The organism is Geomonas ferrireducens (genome assembly GCF_004917065.1).
GTDB lineage: Bacteria > Desulfobacterota > Desulfuromonadia > Geobacterales > Geobacteraceae > Geomonas > Geomonas ferrireducens.
Genome location: NZ_SSYA01000002.1, coordinates 323,860 through 341,196, shown reverse-complemented (window position 1 = coordinate 341,196; position 17,337 = coordinate 323,860). Strand labels below are relative to the sequence as shown.

At 60.5% G+C, this 17,337-nt stretch carries 17 protein-coding genes; 9 read left to right on the top strand and 8 right to left on the bottom strand.

The window, feature by feature from the left end:
- Nucleotides 1-63 precede the first annotated feature (63 nt).
- Nucleotides 64-405, top strand: a complete 342-nt coding sequence (locus tag E8L22_RS10330) for an STAS domain-containing protein (RefSeq protein ID WP_129125724.1) — start codon at nucleotides 64-66, stop codon at nucleotides 403-405.
- A gap of 32 nt (nucleotides 406-437) precedes the next feature.
- Entirely contained in the window at nucleotides 438-863 is a 426-nt protein-coding gene (locus E8L22_RS10325; protein ID WP_129125725.1) for an ATP-binding protein, read from the top strand.
- 3 nt (nucleotides 864-866) lie between these two features.
- On the opposite strand, the gene lgt is transcribed toward E8L22_RS10325, so the two are convergent.
- The 5 genes from lgt to E8L22_RS10300 all read right to left on the bottom strand — a co-directional run bounded on the left by lgt (nucleotide 867) and on the right by E8L22_RS10300 (nucleotide 5,413).
- Nucleotides 867-1,640, bottom strand: a complete 774-nt coding sequence (gene lgt / locus E8L22_RS10320) for a prolipoprotein diacylglyceryl transferase (protein ID WP_136525109.1) — start codon at nucleotides 1,638-1,640, stop codon at nucleotides 867-869.
- Nucleotides 1,641-1,721: 81 nt separating this feature from the next.
- The gene (locus tag E8L22_RS10315; RefSeq protein ID WP_136525108.1) at nucleotides 1,722-2,219 is read right to left on the bottom strand and encodes a DUF4124 domain-containing protein; all 498 of its coding nucleotides are present in this window, start codon (nucleotides 2,217-2,219) and stop codon (nucleotides 1,722-1,724) included.
- 48 nt (nucleotides 2,220-2,267) lie between these two features.
- Complete coding sequence (locus E8L22_RS10310; protein WP_136525107.1) at nucleotides 2,268-2,612, bottom strand: histidine triad nucleotide-binding protein; 345 nt, start codon at nucleotides 2,610-2,612, stop codon at nucleotides 2,268-2,270.
- Nucleotides 2,613-2,639: 27 nt separating this feature from the next.
- Nucleotides 2,640-3,407 carry a TlyA family RNA methyltransferase gene (locus E8L22_RS10305; RefSeq protein WP_136525106.1) on the bottom strand — a complete coding sequence of 256 codons (768 nt, stop codon included), beginning with the start codon at nucleotides 3,405-3,407 and terminating at the stop codon, nucleotides 2,640-2,642.
- Nucleotides 3,408-3,571: 164 nt separating this feature from the next.
- Complete coding sequence (locus E8L22_RS10300) at nucleotides 3,572-5,413, bottom strand: UbiD family decarboxylase (protein ID WP_136525105.1); 1,842 nt, start codon at nucleotides 5,411-5,413, stop codon at nucleotides 3,572-3,574.
- A gap of 267 nt (nucleotides 5,414-5,680) precedes the next feature.
- On the opposite strand from E8L22_RS10300, the gene E8L22_RS10295 reads away from it, so the two are divergent.
- The 6 genes from E8L22_RS10295 (at nucleotide 5,681) to nhaD (ending at nucleotide 14,637) form a co-directional block, all read left to right on the top strand.
- Nucleotides 5,681-8,191 (top strand): PAS domain-containing sensor histidine kinase, encoded by a 2,511-nt coding sequence (locus E8L22_RS10295; RefSeq protein WP_136525104.1) that lies wholly within the window; start codon nucleotides 5,681-5,683, stop codon nucleotides 8,189-8,191.
- Nucleotides 8,192-8,320: 129 nt separating this feature from the next.
- Nucleotides 8,321-9,700, top strand: a complete 1,380-nt coding sequence (locus E8L22_RS10290) for a sigma-54-dependent transcriptional regulator (RefSeq protein ID WP_136525103.1) — start codon at nucleotides 8,321-8,323, stop codon at nucleotides 9,698-9,700.
- 398 nt (nucleotides 9,701-10,098) lie between these two features.
- Nucleotides 10,099-11,103 (top strand): TRAP transporter substrate-binding protein, encoded by a 1,005-nt coding sequence (locus E8L22_RS10285; RefSeq protein ID WP_136525102.1) that lies wholly within the window; start codon nucleotides 10,099-10,101, stop codon nucleotides 11,101-11,103.
- 72 nt (nucleotides 11,104-11,175) lie between these two features.
- Complete coding sequence (locus E8L22_RS10280; RefSeq protein WP_198420145.1) at nucleotides 11,176-11,847, top strand: TRAP transporter small permease; 672 nt, start codon at nucleotides 11,176-11,178, stop codon at nucleotides 11,845-11,847.
- Entirely contained in the window at nucleotides 11,844-13,223 is a 1,380-nt protein-coding gene (locus E8L22_RS10275; RefSeq protein ID WP_136525101.1) for a TRAP transporter large permease, read from the top strand. The genes E8L22_RS10280 and E8L22_RS10275 overlap by 4 nt, the downstream gene beginning before the upstream one ends.
- Nucleotides 13,224-13,353: 130 nt before the next feature.
- On the top strand, nucleotides 13,354-14,637 hold the full coding sequence (gene nhaD, locus E8L22_RS10270) for a sodium:proton antiporter NhaD (RefSeq protein ID WP_136525100.1): 1,284 nt from the start codon (nucleotides 13,354-13,356) through the stop codon (nucleotides 14,635-14,637).
- Nucleotides 14,638-14,672: 35 nt separating this feature from the next.
- On the opposite strand, the gene E8L22_RS10265 is transcribed toward nhaD, so the two are convergent.
- Nucleotides 14,673-15,245: a YcbK family protein gene (locus E8L22_RS10265; RefSeq protein ID WP_136525099.1), complete on the bottom strand. Its 573-nt coding sequence runs from the start codon at nucleotides 15,243-15,245 to the stop codon at nucleotides 14,673-14,675.
- A gap of 198 nt (nucleotides 15,246-15,443) precedes the next feature.
- On the opposite strand from E8L22_RS10265, the gene E8L22_RS10260 reads away from it, so the two are divergent.
- The gene (locus tag E8L22_RS10260) at nucleotides 15,444-15,755 is read left to right on the top strand and encodes a hypothetical protein (RefSeq protein ID WP_136525098.1); all 312 of its coding nucleotides are present in this window, start codon (nucleotides 15,444-15,446) and stop codon (nucleotides 15,753-15,755) included.
- Nucleotides 15,756-15,810: 55 nt separating this feature from the next.
- Here the strand turns inward: E8L22_RS10260 and E8L22_RS10255 are convergent, their stop codons facing one another.
- Entirely contained in the window at nucleotides 15,811-16,506 is a 696-nt protein-coding gene (locus E8L22_RS10255; protein WP_136525097.1) for a response regulator, read from the bottom strand.
- A gap of 492 nt (nucleotides 16,507-16,998) precedes the next feature.
- A complete protein-coding gene (locus E8L22_RS10250) occupies nucleotides 16,999-17,244 on the bottom strand; it encodes a hypothetical protein (RefSeq protein WP_162604818.1) in 246 nt (81 codons plus the stop codon).
- Nucleotides 17,245-17,337: the final 93 nt, after the last annotated feature.

Sequence of the window (17,337 nt, the reverse complement as noted above, 5' to 3'; positions counted from 1 at the left end):
GGCAGTTATTGCACAATAAAGCAGGATGTATACCGGATCGGACCTCACAACAAGGAGAAGGCCATGAACCTAGCAAGCGAGACGAGGAACGACGTTGTAATTATATACGTCAAGGAGGAAAGGCTGGACGCGCACAACTCTACCGAGCTGAAAAGCGCGGTGCAGAAGCTTTTCGAGGACGGCAAGAAGAACGTGCTGGTGGACCTGAAGGACGTCCGCTTTATCGACAGCTCTGGTCTTGGCGCGCTGGTGTCCGGTTTTAAGAACGCCATTTCGCATCAGGGGAACCTGAAGCTCTCCTCGCTGCAGTCTCAGGTAAAGTCGATGTTCGAACTGACCCGATTGCACCGGGTCTTCGAGATATTCCCATCCACGGTGGAGGCGGTGGAGAACTTTCAGTCCTAGGCGGGGCCCATGGTCCTGAAGCGAGGCTCTAGATGCAAGGGAACACGATCGAGGTCGACATAAAGGTCCCCAACAAGACCAGGTACCTGAGTCTTATCGGGAAGATCGGGGAGGACATAGCCCGGGAGCTTGAGCGTTTCAGCGGCGACAAGGAGGTGCTCGCCTATCACCTGAATCTGGTCCTCACCGAAGCGATGGTGAACGCGATAAAGCATGCCGGCCCCAAGGAGCCGGAAAAGCTCGTTCGCATCGTTATAAGCCTGCACCGGGACGATCTCACCATCAGGGTGTACGACGACGGTCAGGGATTCGACATCAACGCCATCCCCGCCCCCAACTTCGAGGAGTTGGAGGACCGGGGACGCGGCATCTTCCTGATCCGTACCCTTATGGACTCGGTCGCCTACAGAAAGAGCTGCAAGGAAAACATGCTGGAGATGAAAAAGAAACTCGCCTGACCGCTATCCGCGGCGGTAGCGCCGGATCACCATCGCCGCGCCCAGAAGGAACATAGGGAAGCTTAGCATCTGCCCCATAGACAGCCCTCCGAAGAGAAAACCTATCTGCTCGTCGGGTTCCCTGACGAACTCCACCAGGAAACGGAACAGTCCGTACAGCGCGATGAAGGACCACACGACGACCCCGTCCTTTTTCACGTTGCGCGAAACCAGGTAAAGAACCGTGAACATGACCGGCCCCTCGAGAAACGCCTCGTAGAGCTGGGAAGGATGGCGCGGCAGCGGCCCCCCGCTCGGGAAGACGACCCCCCAGGGGACGTCGGTAACCCGGCCGTAGAGTTCGCCGTTGATGAAGTTGCCGATCCTGCCGAAACCAAGCCCCACCGGGCCTGCCAAAAAGCCTATGTCCGCCAGGGGATAGAAGGCGAGCTTGTGCTTGCGGATGTAGTAGAGGCTCGCCAGGGTGGCACCGATCAGGCCGCCGTGGAAGGACATCCCCCCTTCCCAAACCGCGAACAGTTTCAACGGGTGGCTCAGGTAATAAGAGAGGTTGTAAAAGAGTATGTAGCCGATCCGGCCGCCCAAGATAACCCCGAGGGCGACGGTGAAGATGATGTCGGCGACCTGGTCCTTGTTGAGCGGCAGCCCTTTGCGCTTCACGCCGGAGAGGATTATGAAGTAGGCGCTGACGAAGCCGCAGATGTACATGAGACCGTACCAGCGGAATTCCAGCGGCCCAAGGCGCAGGAAAACCGGGTCGATGTTGGGAAAAACCATGCTTTACTCCAGGCGGTGATGCCGGCCGGACCGGGTAACCGCACAAGGCGGCGCCCGGTCCGGGTTTGGCGAGGTATCTTGTTATTTACGGTATTCGGCGGGAACGCCCAGGCGGTCGGCGCTCTCCTGAAGCTGTTCGAGTCTCTTGCGTTGCGCCTGGACCCGGTCCTCGGCGTACCTGATGCTGTTCTGGATGGAGAGGTACTCGGAGCGGCTCATCGTCGAGGTGTCGCGCAGCCTCCCCTTGAGCGTTGCGAGGTCCGACTCCGCGTTTTTAAGGTTGAACTCGGCCTGCCCAAACTCCCTGCGCCAGGCTGCCTCGTCCTTCCCGCCGTAGAGCTTTTTACCCGCTTCCGGCTCGTCCTTCTTCGCCTTGGCCGGTTCCGCCGGGGACTCGTTGATGATCTTCACCGGTTCCTCATCGCCGCCGAGCCTTTTGGCCTTTTTCCGGTACTTCTTCGGAACCTTGCCGAGGTCTTCGGCGAAGTTCACCGTTCCCCTCCCGTCGGTCCACTGGTAGGTCTCCGCGATGGCCGTGAGCGGGTAGAGCAGTAGCAACAGCACGAGCAGTTTTTTCATCTTTTCTCTCCTTAGGCTGTACCGTTTCAGGTTCGGTCCCCCCCGATGCTACCCCGGAGGCCACCCGAGCTTGCGCCCGGCCAACAGGTGGAAATGAATGTGAAATACGGACTGGCCGGCGCCGGCGTTGGTGTTGTTCACCAGGCGGAACCCCTCCTCGTCGAAGCCGCGTTCGCGGGTGAGGGAGGCGGCAACACGGTGCACCGCACCGATCAGCAGGTCGTCCTCGGGGGCGAGGTCAAGCGCGTTCGCCAAGTGCTTCTTCGGGATGAGGAGCATGTGCACCGGCGCAACTGGGTTGATGTCCTCGATGGCGAAGAGGAGGTCGTCCTCGTAGACCTTCTTGACCGGGATGCGCCCGTCCGCCATCTTGCAGAAAAGACAGTCATTCATGTGAAACACCTCCTGCGGGATGGAAATCTACTCCGAAGCGTCCGCGTCCCCGGGTTCGGGAACCGCGTCGCCCTTTTTCAGATGGATCAGGAACTCCTTGTTCCCCTTAGGGCCGAGGATCGGGGAGTCGCAGACGCCGAGGACGGTAAGGCCCAGGCCGCGGGCGAGATCGGTGATGCCGTCGACCACCTCCTGGTGCTTTTTCGCGTCCCGCACCACGCCCCCCTTCCCTACTTGTCCGCGCCCCACCTCGAACTGCGGCTTGATGAGGGCGACGACGATGCCGTCCTCCTTGATGAGGCGCAGCGTCGGCGGAAGTACCTTGTCCAGAGAGATGAACGAGGCGTCGATGACGGCCAGGTCCGGAGTTTCCGGGAGCGACTCGAGGTAGCGGATGTTGGTCTTCTCGAGGTTCACCACCCGCGGGTCCTCGCGCAGCTTCCATGCAAGCTGGCCGTACCCCACGTCGACGGCGAAGACGCGCCGGGCGCCGCGCTGCAGCAGGCAATCGGTGAAGCCTCCGGTGGATGCGCCGACGTCGACGGCGCAAAGCCCGGCGACGTCGATGCCGAAGCGGGTGAGCCCCTCGGCCAACTTGAGTCCGCCGCGGCTCACGTACGGCAGCGGCTCCCCCTTGAGACGGATCTCCGCCTCGGGGGCGACCATGAGCCCCGCCTTGTCGGCCAGATGGTCGTTTACCACCACCTGCCCGGCCATGATGAGCGCCTTGGCCCTCTCCCGCGAGGGGGCGAGCCCCCGTTCGAACACCAGCTTGTCCAGTCTTTCCTTCGCCACAGTTACTCCAAAGTCACAAACAAGGACAGAAAGACTCAACGCAGAGACGCGGAGCCGCAAAGGCGCGAAGGGAACAATCCCGATTAAAAGCCTCAGTCGTGCTTCCTGTTTTTCGTCTTTGCGTCTTCGCGGCTTGGCGTCTTTGCGTTGAGGCCTTTTGCCTTTTAATAAAGCCCGTGCAGCGGGCCGCCGGGCGCTGCCAGTTCGTCCACCTTGCGCTCCACCGCTGGATCCTCGACCAGGGGCGGGGCATGGTGCGGCTTCACGCGTGCATCGATCACGACGGGTCCGGTGCACCCCCACTGCTTGCAGGCCATGGAGGCACCCACGCCGTAGATGTCGGCGGCGGGATCGCTGCGCGTGAAGGTCACCCACAGGAAGTTGTTCAGTTCCGCCGCGGTAAAACGACTGTCGTCGCAGACCACGATGAGCGGGAAGCCCTCCAGCCCTTCACCGCCGGCAAGCGTTTCGCAAAGCTCATCCATCCGCTCGTCCGGTTCCCCTTTCCTCGTCCGGCAGGCGGGTCCGCGCAAAGCGATGACGCCCGGGAGGCAGAGCCTGGGGTCGTCGAAGCCGGCGGGAAGCCTGAGCCCGCTGGGAAGCTCGGTGGCGAGGGTGCGACGCTTCTCCCCGATCGCGGCGATGACCACCTTGGAGCCGCTGTTCAGTCCCGAGCCGGAGTAGTCAAGGGTGTCCATGGTGGTGGCGGTCTGGAAGTGCAGGTCGCGGCGCGGATCGAACCGCTCGAGAACGTGGGCCAAAAACGCCGGGATGTCGTGGATGTCCAGGCGCGGCGCGTCCTCGTGGGCGGCGATCATCAGGTACTTCGCCAGGGAGAGCTGCCCCTGCCCGAGCACCGCGTTCGCGATGGTCAAAAGCTCCTGCGGCGTGCGCCGCTCGCCGTACGGGACGTAGCGCTCGCTGCCGACGGCAAAGAGAAGCGGGTGCACCCCCGCCGCGTCCACCGCGTGCACCGCCTTCACCCCGGGAATGACGGTCGGGATGAGCGGGCCGGTGAGCTCGTGTATGAAGGCGCCGAACGAGGTGTCCTCCTGCGGGGGACGCCCCACCGTGGTGAAGGGCCAGATGGCGCCGTCGCGATGGAAGACCTCCTCCACCTTCAGCACCGGGAAGTCGTGTGCGAGGCTGTAATAGCCGAAGTGGTCGCCAAAGGGGCCTTCGGGGAGTGTTCTTTTGGGGTCGACGATGCCGGTGATGCAGAAATCCGCCTGCGCCGGGATGGGAAGCTTCCCCTCGCGCTGCACCATTTCGATGCGGTGCCCGGCCAGAAGTCCGGCGAAGGAGAGTTCCGGCATCCCCTCGGGAAGCGGCATGACCGCGGCGACGGTCATGGACGGGGGACCGCCGACGAAGATGTTGACCCGGAACGGTTCGCCCCGCTCGATGGCCTCGGCGTGGTGAAAGCCGATGCCGCGGTGGATCTGGTAGTGCAGCCCGATCTCCTCGTTCTCCCGGTAGGCGCCGCCGGAGAGCTGCACCCGGTACATGCCGAGGTTCGAATGGCGCAACCCGGGTTGAGCCGCACTTTCGGAATAGACCTGGGGAAGGGTGATGAAGGCGCCGCCGTCGTCGGGCCAGGATTTCAACTGCGGGAGACCGGCGATCGCGGTGCGGTTGGCAAGGACGGGGCCGTCCCCCACCGTTTTCGGGAGGAGGTGCCAGGCAGCGGGAACCGCGCCGAGCAAGGTGGTCGGTTCCTTCAGCGCGGTGCGCGGGTCCACCTTGAGCTTGACCAGGCGCTCCACCGCTTTAAGGGTGTCCCTGAAGATGTATCTCGTGCGGTCGAGGGTCCCGAAGAGGTTCCCGAGCATGGGAAAGGAGCTCCCCTTCACCCTGGTGAAGAGAAGCGCCGGGCCGCCCGCCTGATAGACGCGGCGCTGGATCGACCCGATCTCGAGTTCCGCGGAAAGTTCGCAGTCAATCCTGACCAGCGCGCCGGTGCGCTCCAGGTCAGCGACGCAGGATGCAAGGTCTTTATATCCCAACCGATTCCTCCGGACGATTCCAGCCTGAACAACGGACTACTATTAATGCAGCCCCGCAGCCAAGTCAACACAAAAGACCCCCGAGCCCGCGCGCAGAGAGGGCTCAGCCGCGGTTACCGGCACAGTCGAAGAAGGCCTTCGACACCGGAGCCCCCGGGCGCGCCCCCTCCCCTCGCCTCCTAGCTCTCCCGGACGGTGTCGAAACACTATTCTGAAAAGAGGATTTATGCTAACCTGCCGAACTGATTAACCACATGGGAGAGCCACGTGCCACGTTTCACCATCTTCAAAAAGATCCTCGTCATCACGCTGCTGCTCTCCCTGCTGCCGCTCTTCGTCTCGTCCGTCATTCTCTTAGCCAACCTGCAGGCGACCAGCACCAACCTCTCGATGGAGATAACGGAGTCCGACGACCGACAGGCCATTGAGTCGCTGCAGATGAGGGCGCGGGACCTCGCGGAAAACATCAAGGATTTCCTGCACCAGTGCGAGAGCGATCTCCTCTTCGTCTCCCGGTCGCGGCTGGACCGAGAGACCCTGCTCGACTTCTACCAGACCCGGCTCTCAGAGGTCTGGCAGCGCGGCGGCGGCGCGACCGAGGCCCAGGGGACCCACGAGTTCCGCCCCATCTACCGCTCCATCGCCATCATTGACGCAAAGGGGCGGGAGCGCCTGGCGATCCGCAACGGCACCTTCGCCCCGGAACGGGAACTTGCCGACGTCTCCGACCCCGCGAACACGGAGTTCAAAAGCGAGAACTACTTCCGCCGCGTGCGCGCCTTGAAGCCAGGCGAGATCTACGTATCGCACCTGACCGGCTTTCACGTCAGCAAGCAGGAGCAGTTGGCGGGCGCCGCGGACCCGGAAAGCGCCTATGACGGCAAGATATACCAGGGGGTGATCCGCTTCGGAGCGCCGCTTTTCGACCGCAAAGGGAAATTCGCCGGCATGGTGCTCCTCTCCCTGGACCACCGCCACCTGATGGAGTTCACCCAGCACATCGACCCGGGCAAGAACGCGGCAGCCCTCTTTCCCTCCTACCAAAGCGGCAACTACGCCTTCCTGTTCGACGACGAGGGATGGATCATCACGCACCCCAAGTACTGGGACATCCGCGGTGTGGACCCAAGCGGCAAGCTGGTCCCCCCCTACAGCAGCAAGTCGAGCAAGGCGGACGTGGAAAGCGGCCGCATCCCCTTCAACCTCGACTTCGCCGGTTTCATTCACCCCGGATACCCGCAGGTGGCCGAGGCGGTGCGCGCCAAGCGGGAGGGGCACGTGGACATCACCAACGTAGGAGGAGCCAAGAAGATCATGGCCTATGCACCCATCTTCTACGACACCGGCGACTACGCGAAGCACGGCATCTTCGGCGGCGTCACCATAGGTTTCCAGGTGGACCGCTTCCACGAGGCATCCCGCAAAGGAAGCAGGCTCATCAGCCGCCAGCTCGGCGAGCACCGCAAGGCAAGCGGGGCCATCATCCTGATCACCGCCGTCTTCTCAGCGCTTTCAGCCTGGCTTTTGTCACGCGGCATCAGCGTTCCGCTCAGACAGCTCACCGTGAGTGCAAAAAAGCTCGCCGCCGGCGACAGTGCGGTCCGGGTCGCGGTGAACTCCGCCGACGAGATCGGCGTCCTCGCCCAGACCTTCAACTACATGGCCGACGAGCTCGACCGCCGCAAACATAGCCTCCTCGCCACCCTGGAAGAGCTAAAGAAGTCACGGCTGGAGATCCTTGACGAACGCAATTTCAAGGAGAGCGTGCTGCAGAGTATCTCGAGCGGCATCGTGACCTTCTCCCCGGAGGGCTTCCTCACCTCCATCAACAGCACCGGCCGCCTCTTCCTGGGCGAAGGGATCACGACGGGGATGCACTACCGCGAGGTTTTCAACGGCTGGGGAATACTGGGCGACAGGATCGCCGACGTCTTCGCTACCGGTGCCGGATACGGGCGTGAAACCTTCCGTTTCGACCATGAGCCGGGCAAGACCCATTTCGACGTCGGCTTCTTCCCCATCGGCGTCGATTCCGACCAGGGACTTACCGTGACCCTGCGCAACGAGACCGAGCGCGAGAACCTGCACGAGGAGATGATGAGACTAGACCGCCTCGCCTCCCTTGGGAAGCTCTCGGCGGGGATCGCCCACGAGGTGCGCAACCCGCTGACCGGGATCTCGCTGCTACTGGACGACCTGCACGACCAGGCGACCTCGGACCCCGCAGACAAGGAGCTCATCAAGAAGGCCCTCCTTGAGATCGAGCGGGTGGAGAAGCTGATCAACGCCCTTTTGAATTACTCCTCTCCGGTGCGCGCAGAGTTCAGGGAGTGCGACCTCAACCGGCTCGTGAACGACACCGTGCTCCTGATGCGGCGGCCGTGCGAGAAACAGCAGGTGCAACTGGTCATGAACGAGGGTGAGGTCCCCCCGTTCCGATTCGACCCGGAGAAGATCAAACAGGCGGTGCTCAACATCATCAAGAACGCGCAGCAGGCCCTTCCAGGCGGCGGACGCATCGAGGTATCCACTGCCGTTTCCGATGGGTATGCAGTGATCACCATCGGCGACGACGGCCCCGGCATCGCCAGCGAAGACCAGCCCCTCATCTTCGAACCGTTCTTCACAAGAAAGGGAGCCGGCACCGGTCTCGGGCTGTCGATCACCCAGCGCATCGTCGAGGAACACCAGGGGCGGGTGCAGGTGGAGAGCGCGCCGGGCCGGGGAACCCGGTTTACCGTCGAGCTGCCGCTAGGCGATCAACAGGAAGCAGACTGAGTCCGGGAGGTAAAGGCAGGGAGATGCTCGTCATCCCCCTGCCCGGCCTCCCCCTCCGTCGGAAGGTGCAGAACCGCCAACCACTCGCGTGAAAGCTATGCAGCTCAGCTGGAACAGGAAAAGGAACGCATGGAAAAGATACTGATCATAGACGACGAAGCCTTCATATGCGAAAACGTACAGCGCATCCTATCCGGGGAAGGGTTCCAGGTCTGCGCCGCCCAGACCGGCCAGGAAGCCCGCGACATCGTCGCCTCGGAGCAGATCGACCTCGCCCTTTTGGACCTGAACCTCGGGACCGAGAACGGCATCGACGTCCTGAAGGCCCTGAAAGAACTAGACCCTGAGCTGCTGGTGATCATCATCACCGGGTACGGCTCGGTCGAGAGCGCAGTGGAATCGCTGCAGCTAGGCGCCTTCCATTACATGAAAAAGCCGTTCAAGGCGGACGCCTTGCGCCTCATCGTAAAGCTCGCACTGAAGACCCAGACCCTTAAGCGCGAGGTGCGCAAGCTGCGTCAGGGAAACGCCTCGCTCCTTGGCTCCTCCCCCATTATCGGAAAAAGCGAGGCCTTCAACGAGGTGGTGGCCCAGGTACGCGAGATAGCACGCATCCCCTCGACGGTCCTGATCACCGGCGAATCCGGGACCGGAAAGGAACTGGTGGCCCGCGCCATCCACGACCTATCCGACCGCAAGGACGCCCCTTTCATCGCCATCAACTGCGCCTCGATACCGGCGGCGCTCCTTGAAAGCGAGCTCTTCGGCCACGAGAAAGGGTCCTTCACCGGTGCGAGCGGCCGCAAGAAGGGTCTCTTCGAGGAGGCGCACCACGGCACCATTTTTCTCGACGAGATCGGAGAGATGGACATGGCAATGCAGGCAAAGCTCCTGAGGGTGCTGCAGGAGAGATCCATACGGAGGGTCGGCGCGGTGAAGGATGTTACCATCGACGTGCGGGTGATCGCGGCGACGAACCGCGACCTTTTGCAGCGCATCGCCGAGAAGAGCTTCCGGGAGGACCTATTCTACCGCCTGAACGTCTTCCCGATCCACATCCCCCCCCTGCGCGAGCGCACCGCCGACATAGCCGCCCTCGCCGCCTACTTCCTAGATGGGTTCAGCCGCTCCTTCGGGCGCCAATTCCGCGACATCTCGCCTGAGGCGGAACAGCTCATGGCGCAGTACGCTTGGCCCGGAAACGTGCGCGAAGTCAGAAACGTCATCGAGCGCATCTGCATCATGCGCACTGGGCCGACCCTCTTGCCGGAGCACCTGCCGCTGGAAATCAGGAACAGCCAGGACGGCGATCATACGACGGTTGACACCAGCGCAACGGCGATAGAAGTTCCGCAGGATGTCGGGCTGGAGGAGGCGATCAACAGCATCGAGAAGACGCTCATTCGACAGGCGTTGCAGAAAACGGGCGGCAACGTACTGCAGACCGCCACGACATTAAGGATCCCGCGAGGAACCCTGCGCTACAAGATGGACAAATACGGCCTCTAGCTTTTGTAAGATCTGCTGCTGTGAAAAGATGACGAGGCGTGGCCGCTGGCCCGCCTTGTTCTATTTTCGGCACACCGCCAGCATTAACTCCCACCAACCACAACTACACTCCCCCAGCGCACGCGCACAAAGTTTTTAATCCGGCCGCCAAGCCGGCTTTTGGCAGATATCCGCCACCCATGTGGCCGTTTTCCGCCACCACTTCACGTTTCAACCATCATTCTGGCCCTTCCAACAGTCATTAATCAATACGTTACGACTCCAATCATGTGGCACCGCAGTTGCAACAAAACAATGTATCGTATACAAACACCCAACAGTCCTCAAATAAGGTGCCGCCACCAAACTAATAAATATTTTCACATAACAGCAGGACACCAACCAAGGAGGAATACCCTATGAACCTGAAAGCCTGTTTTAAAACGTTGGCCATGGCGGCGGCACTCGCCCTGCCGATAAACGCCTTCGCAGCCCCCATCGTGATCAAGTTCAGCCACGTAGTCGCGCAGCACACCCCTAAAGGACAGGCCGCCGATTACTTCAAGAAATTGGCCGAAGAGCGCACCAAGGGGCGCGTGAAAGTCGAGGTGTACCCGAACAGCCAGCTTTACAAGGACAAGGAGGAGATGGAAGCCCTGCAGCTCGGCGCGGTCCAGATGCTCGCCCCCTCCCTTGCCAAGTTCGCACCGCTCGGCGTGAAGGAGTTCGAGGTGTTCGACCTCCCCTTCATCTTCGACAACTATCAGGAACTGCACAAGGTCACCCAGGGCCAGGTGGGCGCCAAGCTCCTCAAGAAGCTCGAGCCGAAAGGGATCCTCGGCCTCGCTTACTGGGACAACGGCTTCAAGGTGATGAGCGCCAACAAGCCGCTCAAGAACGTGGCCGACTTCAAGGGCCAGAAGATGCGCATCCAGTCTTCCAAGGTGCTCGACTCCGAGATGCGCTCGGTAGGTGCCATCCCGCAGGTGCTCGCATTCTCCGAGGTGTACCAGGCGCTGCAGACCGGCGTCGTCGACGGCACCGAGAATCCCCCCTCCAACCTCTACACCCAGAAGATGCACGAGGTACAGAAGTACGTCACCCTCTCCGACCACGGCTACCTGGGCTATGCGGTCATCGTGAACAAGAAGTTCTGGCAGGGGCTCCCGGCCGACATCCGCACCATCCTCGAAGGGTGCATGAAGGACGCGACGAAGTATGCCAACGACGTGGCCAAGAAGGACAACGACGAGGCCCTCGCCGCTGTGAAAAAGTCCGGCCGCAGCCAGCTGATCACCCTCACCCCGCAGGAGCGTGCAGCGTGGAAGAAGGCGATGGACAAAGCCCACAAGGATAACATGGGCCGCATCGGTGCCGACATCGTGAAGGAAGTCTACGCGGCTACCGGCTACAACGCGAAATAATCACCCCGAACCTTAACGCGACGGCCGCCACATCCAGGCGGCCGTCGCCGAGAGTTCCAGGAGAAGCCCATCATGATGAAGTATCTTGACCATCTTGAGGAAATCATCATCACCTTCCTCATCGGCGCCGCCACGGTAATCATCGCCGTCGCCGTCGCCCATCGCTACCTGTCCGGCCTCCCGATCCCGGGGCTGCAGGACTGGCTGCTGACCATTAACATGAGCTGGGCGCAGGAGCTCTGCATCTACATGTTCGTCTGGATGGCCAAATTCGGCGCTGCTTACGGCGTCAGAAGCGGCATCCACGTGGGGGTGGACGTTCTGGTCACCCGCCTCCCCGATTCCTGGCGCAAGACCACCGTGATCATCGCCATCCTGGGCGGTGTCGTCTTCACCGGCCTGATCGGCTCGCTGGGGGCCAAGTTCGTATGGGAAAACGGCATGCACTACGCCGTCTTCAACAAGCTCGGCATGAACGTCGCCGACCTGATCGAAGGCCCCACCACCCCAGACCTCGAGTGGCCGACCTGGATCGTCTATTGCGCCGTGCCGCTGGGCTCGTACCTCATGTGCTTCCGCTTCCTGCAGGTTGGATACGCCTTCCTGCGCACCGGGGAGCTGCCGCACCATGACCACGCCCATGTCGACGGCATCGACGAGATCGGCACGCTCGACTCCACCGATGCGCTGGAGGAATACGAGCAGCACAAGTTCAATCATAAGGAAGCTGGGGGTGTGAAATGAGTACTGCAGTAGCCGGCTGGGAACAGTTTTCCAAGAAAAAGGCGGCGACCTGGCTTCTCGCCATCGCCGTGATACTTGGAGCGATAGCCACCCTCGGCAGCACCGGCATCGTCTTCGCGCTTCTCTTGGCCCTGATGCTGACGGGCATGCCCATCTCCATCGCACTCGGCCTCACCGTTCTCACCTTCCTCTTCTTCTTCTCGGAGGTGCCGACCGAGGCGGTCGCCATGAAGCTCTTCACCGGCATCGAGAAGTTCGAGATTATGGCGATCCCGTTTTTCATCCTCGCCGGTAACTTCCTGACCCACGGCGGCGTCGCCAAGAGGATGATCAACTTCGCCACCTCCATGGTAGGGCACTGGCACGGCGGCCTGGCGCTCGCCGGCGTCATGGCCTGCGCCCTCTTCGCCGCCGTCTCCGGTTCGAGTCCCGCGACCGTCGTCGCGATCGGCTCCATCATGATGCCTGCCATGGTGCGCGCCGGATACCCGAAGCGCTTCGGCGCCGGCGTCATCACCACCTCGGGTTCGCTGGGCATCCTGATCCCGCCGTCCATCCCGATGGTGGTCTACTGCGTAGCCACCAACTCCTCGGTGGGCGCCCTCTTCATGGGGGGCGTCATCCCTGGCCTCATGCTCGCGACGCTGCTCGGTTTGGTTGCTTGGTGGCGAGCGAAAAACGGCAACCTTCCTCGCATGAAGAAGGCGACCTGGGGCGAGCGCGCCAAGGCGTTCCGCGACAGCGTCTGGGGCCTGTTCCTGATCGTCATCGTCCTCGGAGGCATCTACTCAGGCATGTTCACCCCGACCGAGGCCGCCGCCATGAGCGCGGTGTATGCCTTCATCATCGCCGTCTTCGTCTACCGCGACGTCCCCTTCAAGAAGGTCCCGAAGGTGCTCCTGGACTCGGCGAGCATGTCGGCGATGCTTTTGTACATCATCACCAACGCGGTGCTCTTCAGCTTCCTGATGACGCACGAGAACATCCCGCAGCTCATGGCGGACTGGATCCTCGGCCACAACCTGGGCGTGGTCTCCTTCCTGCTGGTGACCAACGTTCTGCTGCTTCTGGCCGGAAACGTCATGGAGCCCTCCTCGATCATCCTGATCCTCGCCCCGATCCTGTTCCCGGTCGCCATGCAGCTCGGCATAGACCCGGTCCACTTCGGCGTGCTCATCACGGTGAACATGGAGGTCGGCATGTGCCACCCGCCGGTCGGCCTCAACCTCTATGTTGCCAGCGGCATCACGAAAATGGGGATATCGGAGCTGACCGTGGCGGTCTGGCCATGGTTGCTCGCCATGCTCTGCTTCATGATCCTCATCACCTACGTGCCGATCATTTCGCTGTGGCTGCCGCGCGCACTCGGTTACTAGCGGCACCGCCTAACCGTTGAACGGAAAAGGGCCTGTCCACACGACAGGCCCTTTTTACCTTTACCAGCTGACCAAGTTGCGCTATCAATGCCCGAGTCCCCAAGCGCCACTCCTAAGGAACCTCACCCCCATGGTAACCTTGCTCGTCGCCATCTTCGTCATCGCCTATGCGGCCATCGCCCTTGAACACCCCATCGGGATCAACAAGTCATCCTCCGCACTTCTCGGCGCGGGCCTGCTCTGGTCCGTGTACGCGCTCGCCAGCCCTGACTCCCACCTGGTAGTACACCAGTTGAACGAGTCGCTGGCGTCCACGGCGCAGATCGTTTTTTTCCTGATCGGTGCGATGACCATCGTGGAGGTGATCGACGCCCACAACGGCTTAGAGGTGATCACCTCCCACATAAGTACCAGGAAGCTCTCTTCTCTCATGTGGCTCGTGGGTATCGTCACCTTCTTTCTGAGCGCGGTGCTCGACAACCTGACCACCACCATCGTCATGATCTCGCTGATGAAGAAGCTCCTCGACAACCAAGAGGACCGCCTCTTCTTCGCCGGTCTAATCGTCATCGCCGCCAACGCAGGCGGGGCCTGGACCCCCATTGGTGATGTCACCACTACCATGCTCTGGATCGGGGGGCAGATCACCACCCTGGCGATCATGAAGGGGGTGCTCGCCCCTGCACTGGTGAACCTTTTGCTGCCGCTTGCCGTAGTTGCGTTCCAGTTGAGAGGCCGCGAGGTGGTGGCTCCGGTCCGCGAGGAAAACGGCGACATCCCGCAGAGCACCCTCTTCGAGCGCAACCTCATGTTCCTCCTCGGCATCGGCATCCTGGTGAGCGTCCCGGTGTTCAAGACGGTGACCCACCTCCCCCCCTTCATGGGGATACTGCTCGGGCTCGGCATCCTTTGGCTCGCCGGTGACCTCGTGCACCGGAACAAGGAGGAGATGGACAAGCGGCACTTCACCCTGGCCCACGCCCTGGAGAAGATCGACATGAGCTCCATCGTCTTCTTCATCGGTATCCTGCTCGCGGTGGCGACGCTGGAACACACGCACATCCTGTCAGCAATCGCCGGCTGGCTCGACCGTACCGTGGGACGCCTCGACCTGATCGTCACCCTGATCGGGCTTGTGAGCGCCATCGTCGACAACGTGCCGCTCGTTGCCGCCTCCATGGGGATGTACGACTTGGCAGCGCATCCGGCCGACAGCTTCCTCTGGGAATTCATGGCGTACTGCGCCGGTACCGGCGGTTCCATTCTCGTCATCGGCTCGGCCGCCGGGGTGGCCGCCATGGGACTCGAAAAGGTGCACTTCTTCTGGTATGTGAGGAAGATCAGCGGGCTTGCCCTTTTGGGCTATTTCGGAGGTATCGGAGTTTACTTGCTGCAGGCGAGGTTTTTTGGGTGACGGCTGGTGATGCCGCTGCCCTGTGGTATTCCCGGCTAACCCCAGGTTCTGAAGTGCCCGGAGTCGATGTGAACGAAACCGGACTGAGGGTAGTAACCGACGCCCCCCGCGGCAAGAGTCAGGGCGCTTTTCCTTATCCGGTCGAGCCCGAACTTCGGTATTGCGAGGTCGATAGCCATCCCCTTCATGTGGAAGCTGTCCTTCGCAACACCCTTTGAGCGGCGGCGCAGGTCGGCGTTGTATTCCGGAGAGCGGTAACCGGAGATGATGTGAATCTCGTTGTCGCCCCCCAAGGTGTTGTCCAGCCGGTTCAGGTATTCGACGACGCGCAGGTCCATTTCCGTGGTCTGGTTGGTGTGGTGGCAGCGAAAGATCCAGTTCAGGGCATGCAGTGCTTCATCGCAGTATTCGCCGAGGCTGTTGCGGTAGGTTACGGTCAACCGTTCATTGCAGTTAACGTTGTATAGAGAGAGTTTGCCCTCGGTAAGGCCGCCGGTACCGGCACCATCGACGAGCCTCGCCATGGCGGATTTGGCACCGAGAAGGGTCGCAGCAAAAAACGCGGAGGACTTGAGAAACATCCTGCGGCACAACATTGCATCTTTCACATAAACCTCTATAAATCAGGTAATTAGCGAGTTATCGCCACCCCCTTGCTACCACAAAGTCTCACAAGCTGTCAACCTTTCCCCTCACCTTTCCCCTCACCTTCCCCCTCATCTTCCGCTGTCTTTAACTTGCTAATGTGGCTTTGTATGCTTTGCTGTGTGGGTCGGCACCCACCTCCGGACAGCACGGGGTCTGCCATGAAAATACCCTATGCCACCAAGACGACAGCGCTCGTTTCAGGGATCACGCTGGCGCTTCTGCTCTCCATGGGAGAGCACCTCAAAGGCCCGCTGAGCGCCCTTCTCACCCTATCGGGGGCCCTGTGGTTCCCCGTCTCCATCGCGGTGTTCGTCCACGGCAAGCAAACCATCGAGTACAGGATTCAATCGCTGCGTGGCGAGCGGCCGTACCTGGACATTCCCAAGGACATCACGCCGCGGGCGATCATCTGGTTCTCCTCGACCCTCGCTACCGCCTGGATGCTCAGCCTTTGGTATCAGCTGGGATAAAAAAAGGGACGTTCGTCGGAACGTCCCTTCATGGATCCATCATTTTGTGAGCTGGTCAGCAGTCGCAGGCCGTGTCCTGTTCACTCTCCAGCGCGCTCCTTATTGCCTTGATCATCTCGACCGGCGAAAATGGCTTCTGGATGAGTTGGAAATCGGGCTTCGCCTGCAGGTGGTCCGGGCGGTAGCCGCTCATGAACACAGCCTTCGCGGCCGGGTTCACCTTTTTGATCTCCCTGAAACAGCTGATGCCGTCCTTGCGGGGCATAACCACGTCCATGACCACCAGATGTATCGGCCCGTTCTGTTTGTATTTGTCCAGTGCATCCTGGCCGTCTTCAGCAGTGATCACCCGGTAACCGTAGCTTACGAGGAAGTCAGAGAGCATCTCGCGCAACTGTTTCTCGTCGTCGACGATCAGAATGGTCTCTGTCCCCTGGTAGCAGTTGTTAATCTTACTCATCATGATCTCCATGCTACTGATCCAGTCGATCTTGCTCCCGTCGGGCCTCATCCTTTCCGGCGTGTTAATTTTAAGGATGAATTCTGTCTCAAAGATGATACTGGAGGCGGATGCGTTGAGGGCGGAGGCAAGGGCAAATATGGACAAGAGACTCGGCTGCTGTTTACCGCCTTCGATGTTGGATATGAATTTGCGGTCCAGGCAGCTTAACATAGACAGCCTGTCCTGAGATAGGTTGCGTTCCCTTCTCAGTCGTCTTACGACTATGCCGAATGCTTCTTCAATGGTCATTAATGCTCCTCCAGACATGGGAAGCTTTTATAGCAAATATTCACTTAAATTACTGTAGACAATTACCCCCACAACAAAAAAAATATCTCCTACGACAGCACTGTGCAATCAGCGAGCGCCTTTGCGAACCATCAAATGCGCGGCGACATCGGCATGGACCTCACTTACTCACAATACTCATTAAGCATCTGATTTAACGCGCAAAAACCTACCACAAAAGGCTGGCGAGCGTACCCCGGCGATGTTTACGCTGTAGTATTCTGCTTGCATACTAAGCGCTGCGGAATCCCGAACAGCAGTAAATTTTATTCATGTGTAGGCAAAAATATGACAAGTATTTGGGTAGTCCCCCGGCGTATACACGGGGACTGGCTGTTACGGAGGAAGGTTGTCTCAGCGAACGGTCAGCGAAAGCTAACGGGCTTAACATGCCTTCACGACAGGCTCCTTTCGACGGAGGCTGTCAGCATGAGCCGGGACAAGTGGGAAAAACTAGGAAAGATATTTGCGCTGCAGACTATCCGGCGAGGAGAACGAGAAGTTCCCTATCCGCTGCGGGGCGGGCGGCTCCGGGAGCAACATGGCAATGGCACAGTAGCAGAGAAAAAGCAGCCCGAGTAGCAAAAGGACAACCGCGACGGCCAGACCGGAACGCATGGAGCTGAGGAACCACCACTCCAGCAGGAATGGCAGGCAAAACAGAATCATCACAAAACCGCCCCTCTTACCGCTTCTCATAAACTCCTTCATCCTCCTAAAAGATAACTTCGCGTGCAGCCGGGCACCTTACTGTATTGCCTCCAAGTCTTCAAGCTTGAAAGCATTAGCCAT

Bases quoted from the DNA above. Each gene is read 5' to 3' on its own strand.
- E8L22_RS10330 (WP_129125724.1), top strand. From the start codon at position 64: ATGAACCTAGCAAGCGAGACGAGGAACGACGTTGTAATTATATACGTC.
- E8L22_RS10325 (WP_129125725.1), top strand. From the start codon at position 438: ATGCAAGGGAACACGATCGAGGTCGACATAAAGGTCCCCAACAAGACC.
- lgt (WP_136525109.1), bottom strand. From the start codon at position 1,640: ATGGTTTTTCCCAACATCGACCCGGTTTTCCTGCGCCTTGGGCCGCTG.
- E8L22_RS10315 (WP_136525108.1), bottom strand. From the start codon at position 2,219: ATGAAAAAACTGCTCGTGCTGTTGCTACTGCTCTACCCGCTCACGGCC.
- E8L22_RS10310 (WP_136525107.1), bottom strand. From the start codon at position 2,612: ATGAATGACTGTCTTTTCTGCAAGATGGCGGACGGGCGCATCCCGGTC.
- E8L22_RS10290 (WP_136525103.1), top strand. From the start codon at position 8,321: ATGGAAAAGATACTGATCATAGACGACGAAGCCTTCATATGCGAAAAC.
- E8L22_RS10285 (WP_136525102.1), top strand. From the start codon at position 10,099: ATGAACCTGAAAGCCTGTTTTAAAACGTTGGCCATGGCGGCGGCACTC.
- E8L22_RS10280 (WP_198420145.1), top strand. From the start codon at position 11,176: ATGATGAAGTATCTTGACCATCTTGAGGAAATCATCATCACCTTCCTC.
- E8L22_RS10275 (WP_136525101.1), top strand. From the start codon at position 11,844: ATGAGTACTGCAGTAGCCGGCTGGGAACAGTTTTCCAAGAAAAAGGCG.
- nhaD (WP_136525100.1), top strand. From the start codon at position 13,354: ATGGTAACCTTGCTCGTCGCCATCTTCGTCATCGCCTATGCGGCCATC.
- E8L22_RS10260 (WP_136525098.1), top strand. From the start codon at position 15,444: ATGAAAATACCCTATGCCACCAAGACGACAGCGCTCGTTTCAGGGATC.
- E8L22_RS10255 (WP_136525097.1), bottom strand. From the start codon at position 16,506: ATGACCATTGAAGAAGCATTCGGCATAGTCGTAAGACGACTGAGAAGG.
- E8L22_RS10250 (WP_162604818.1), bottom strand. From the start codon at position 17,244: ATGAGAAGCGGTAAGAGGGGCGGTTTTGTGATGATTCTGTTTTGCCTG.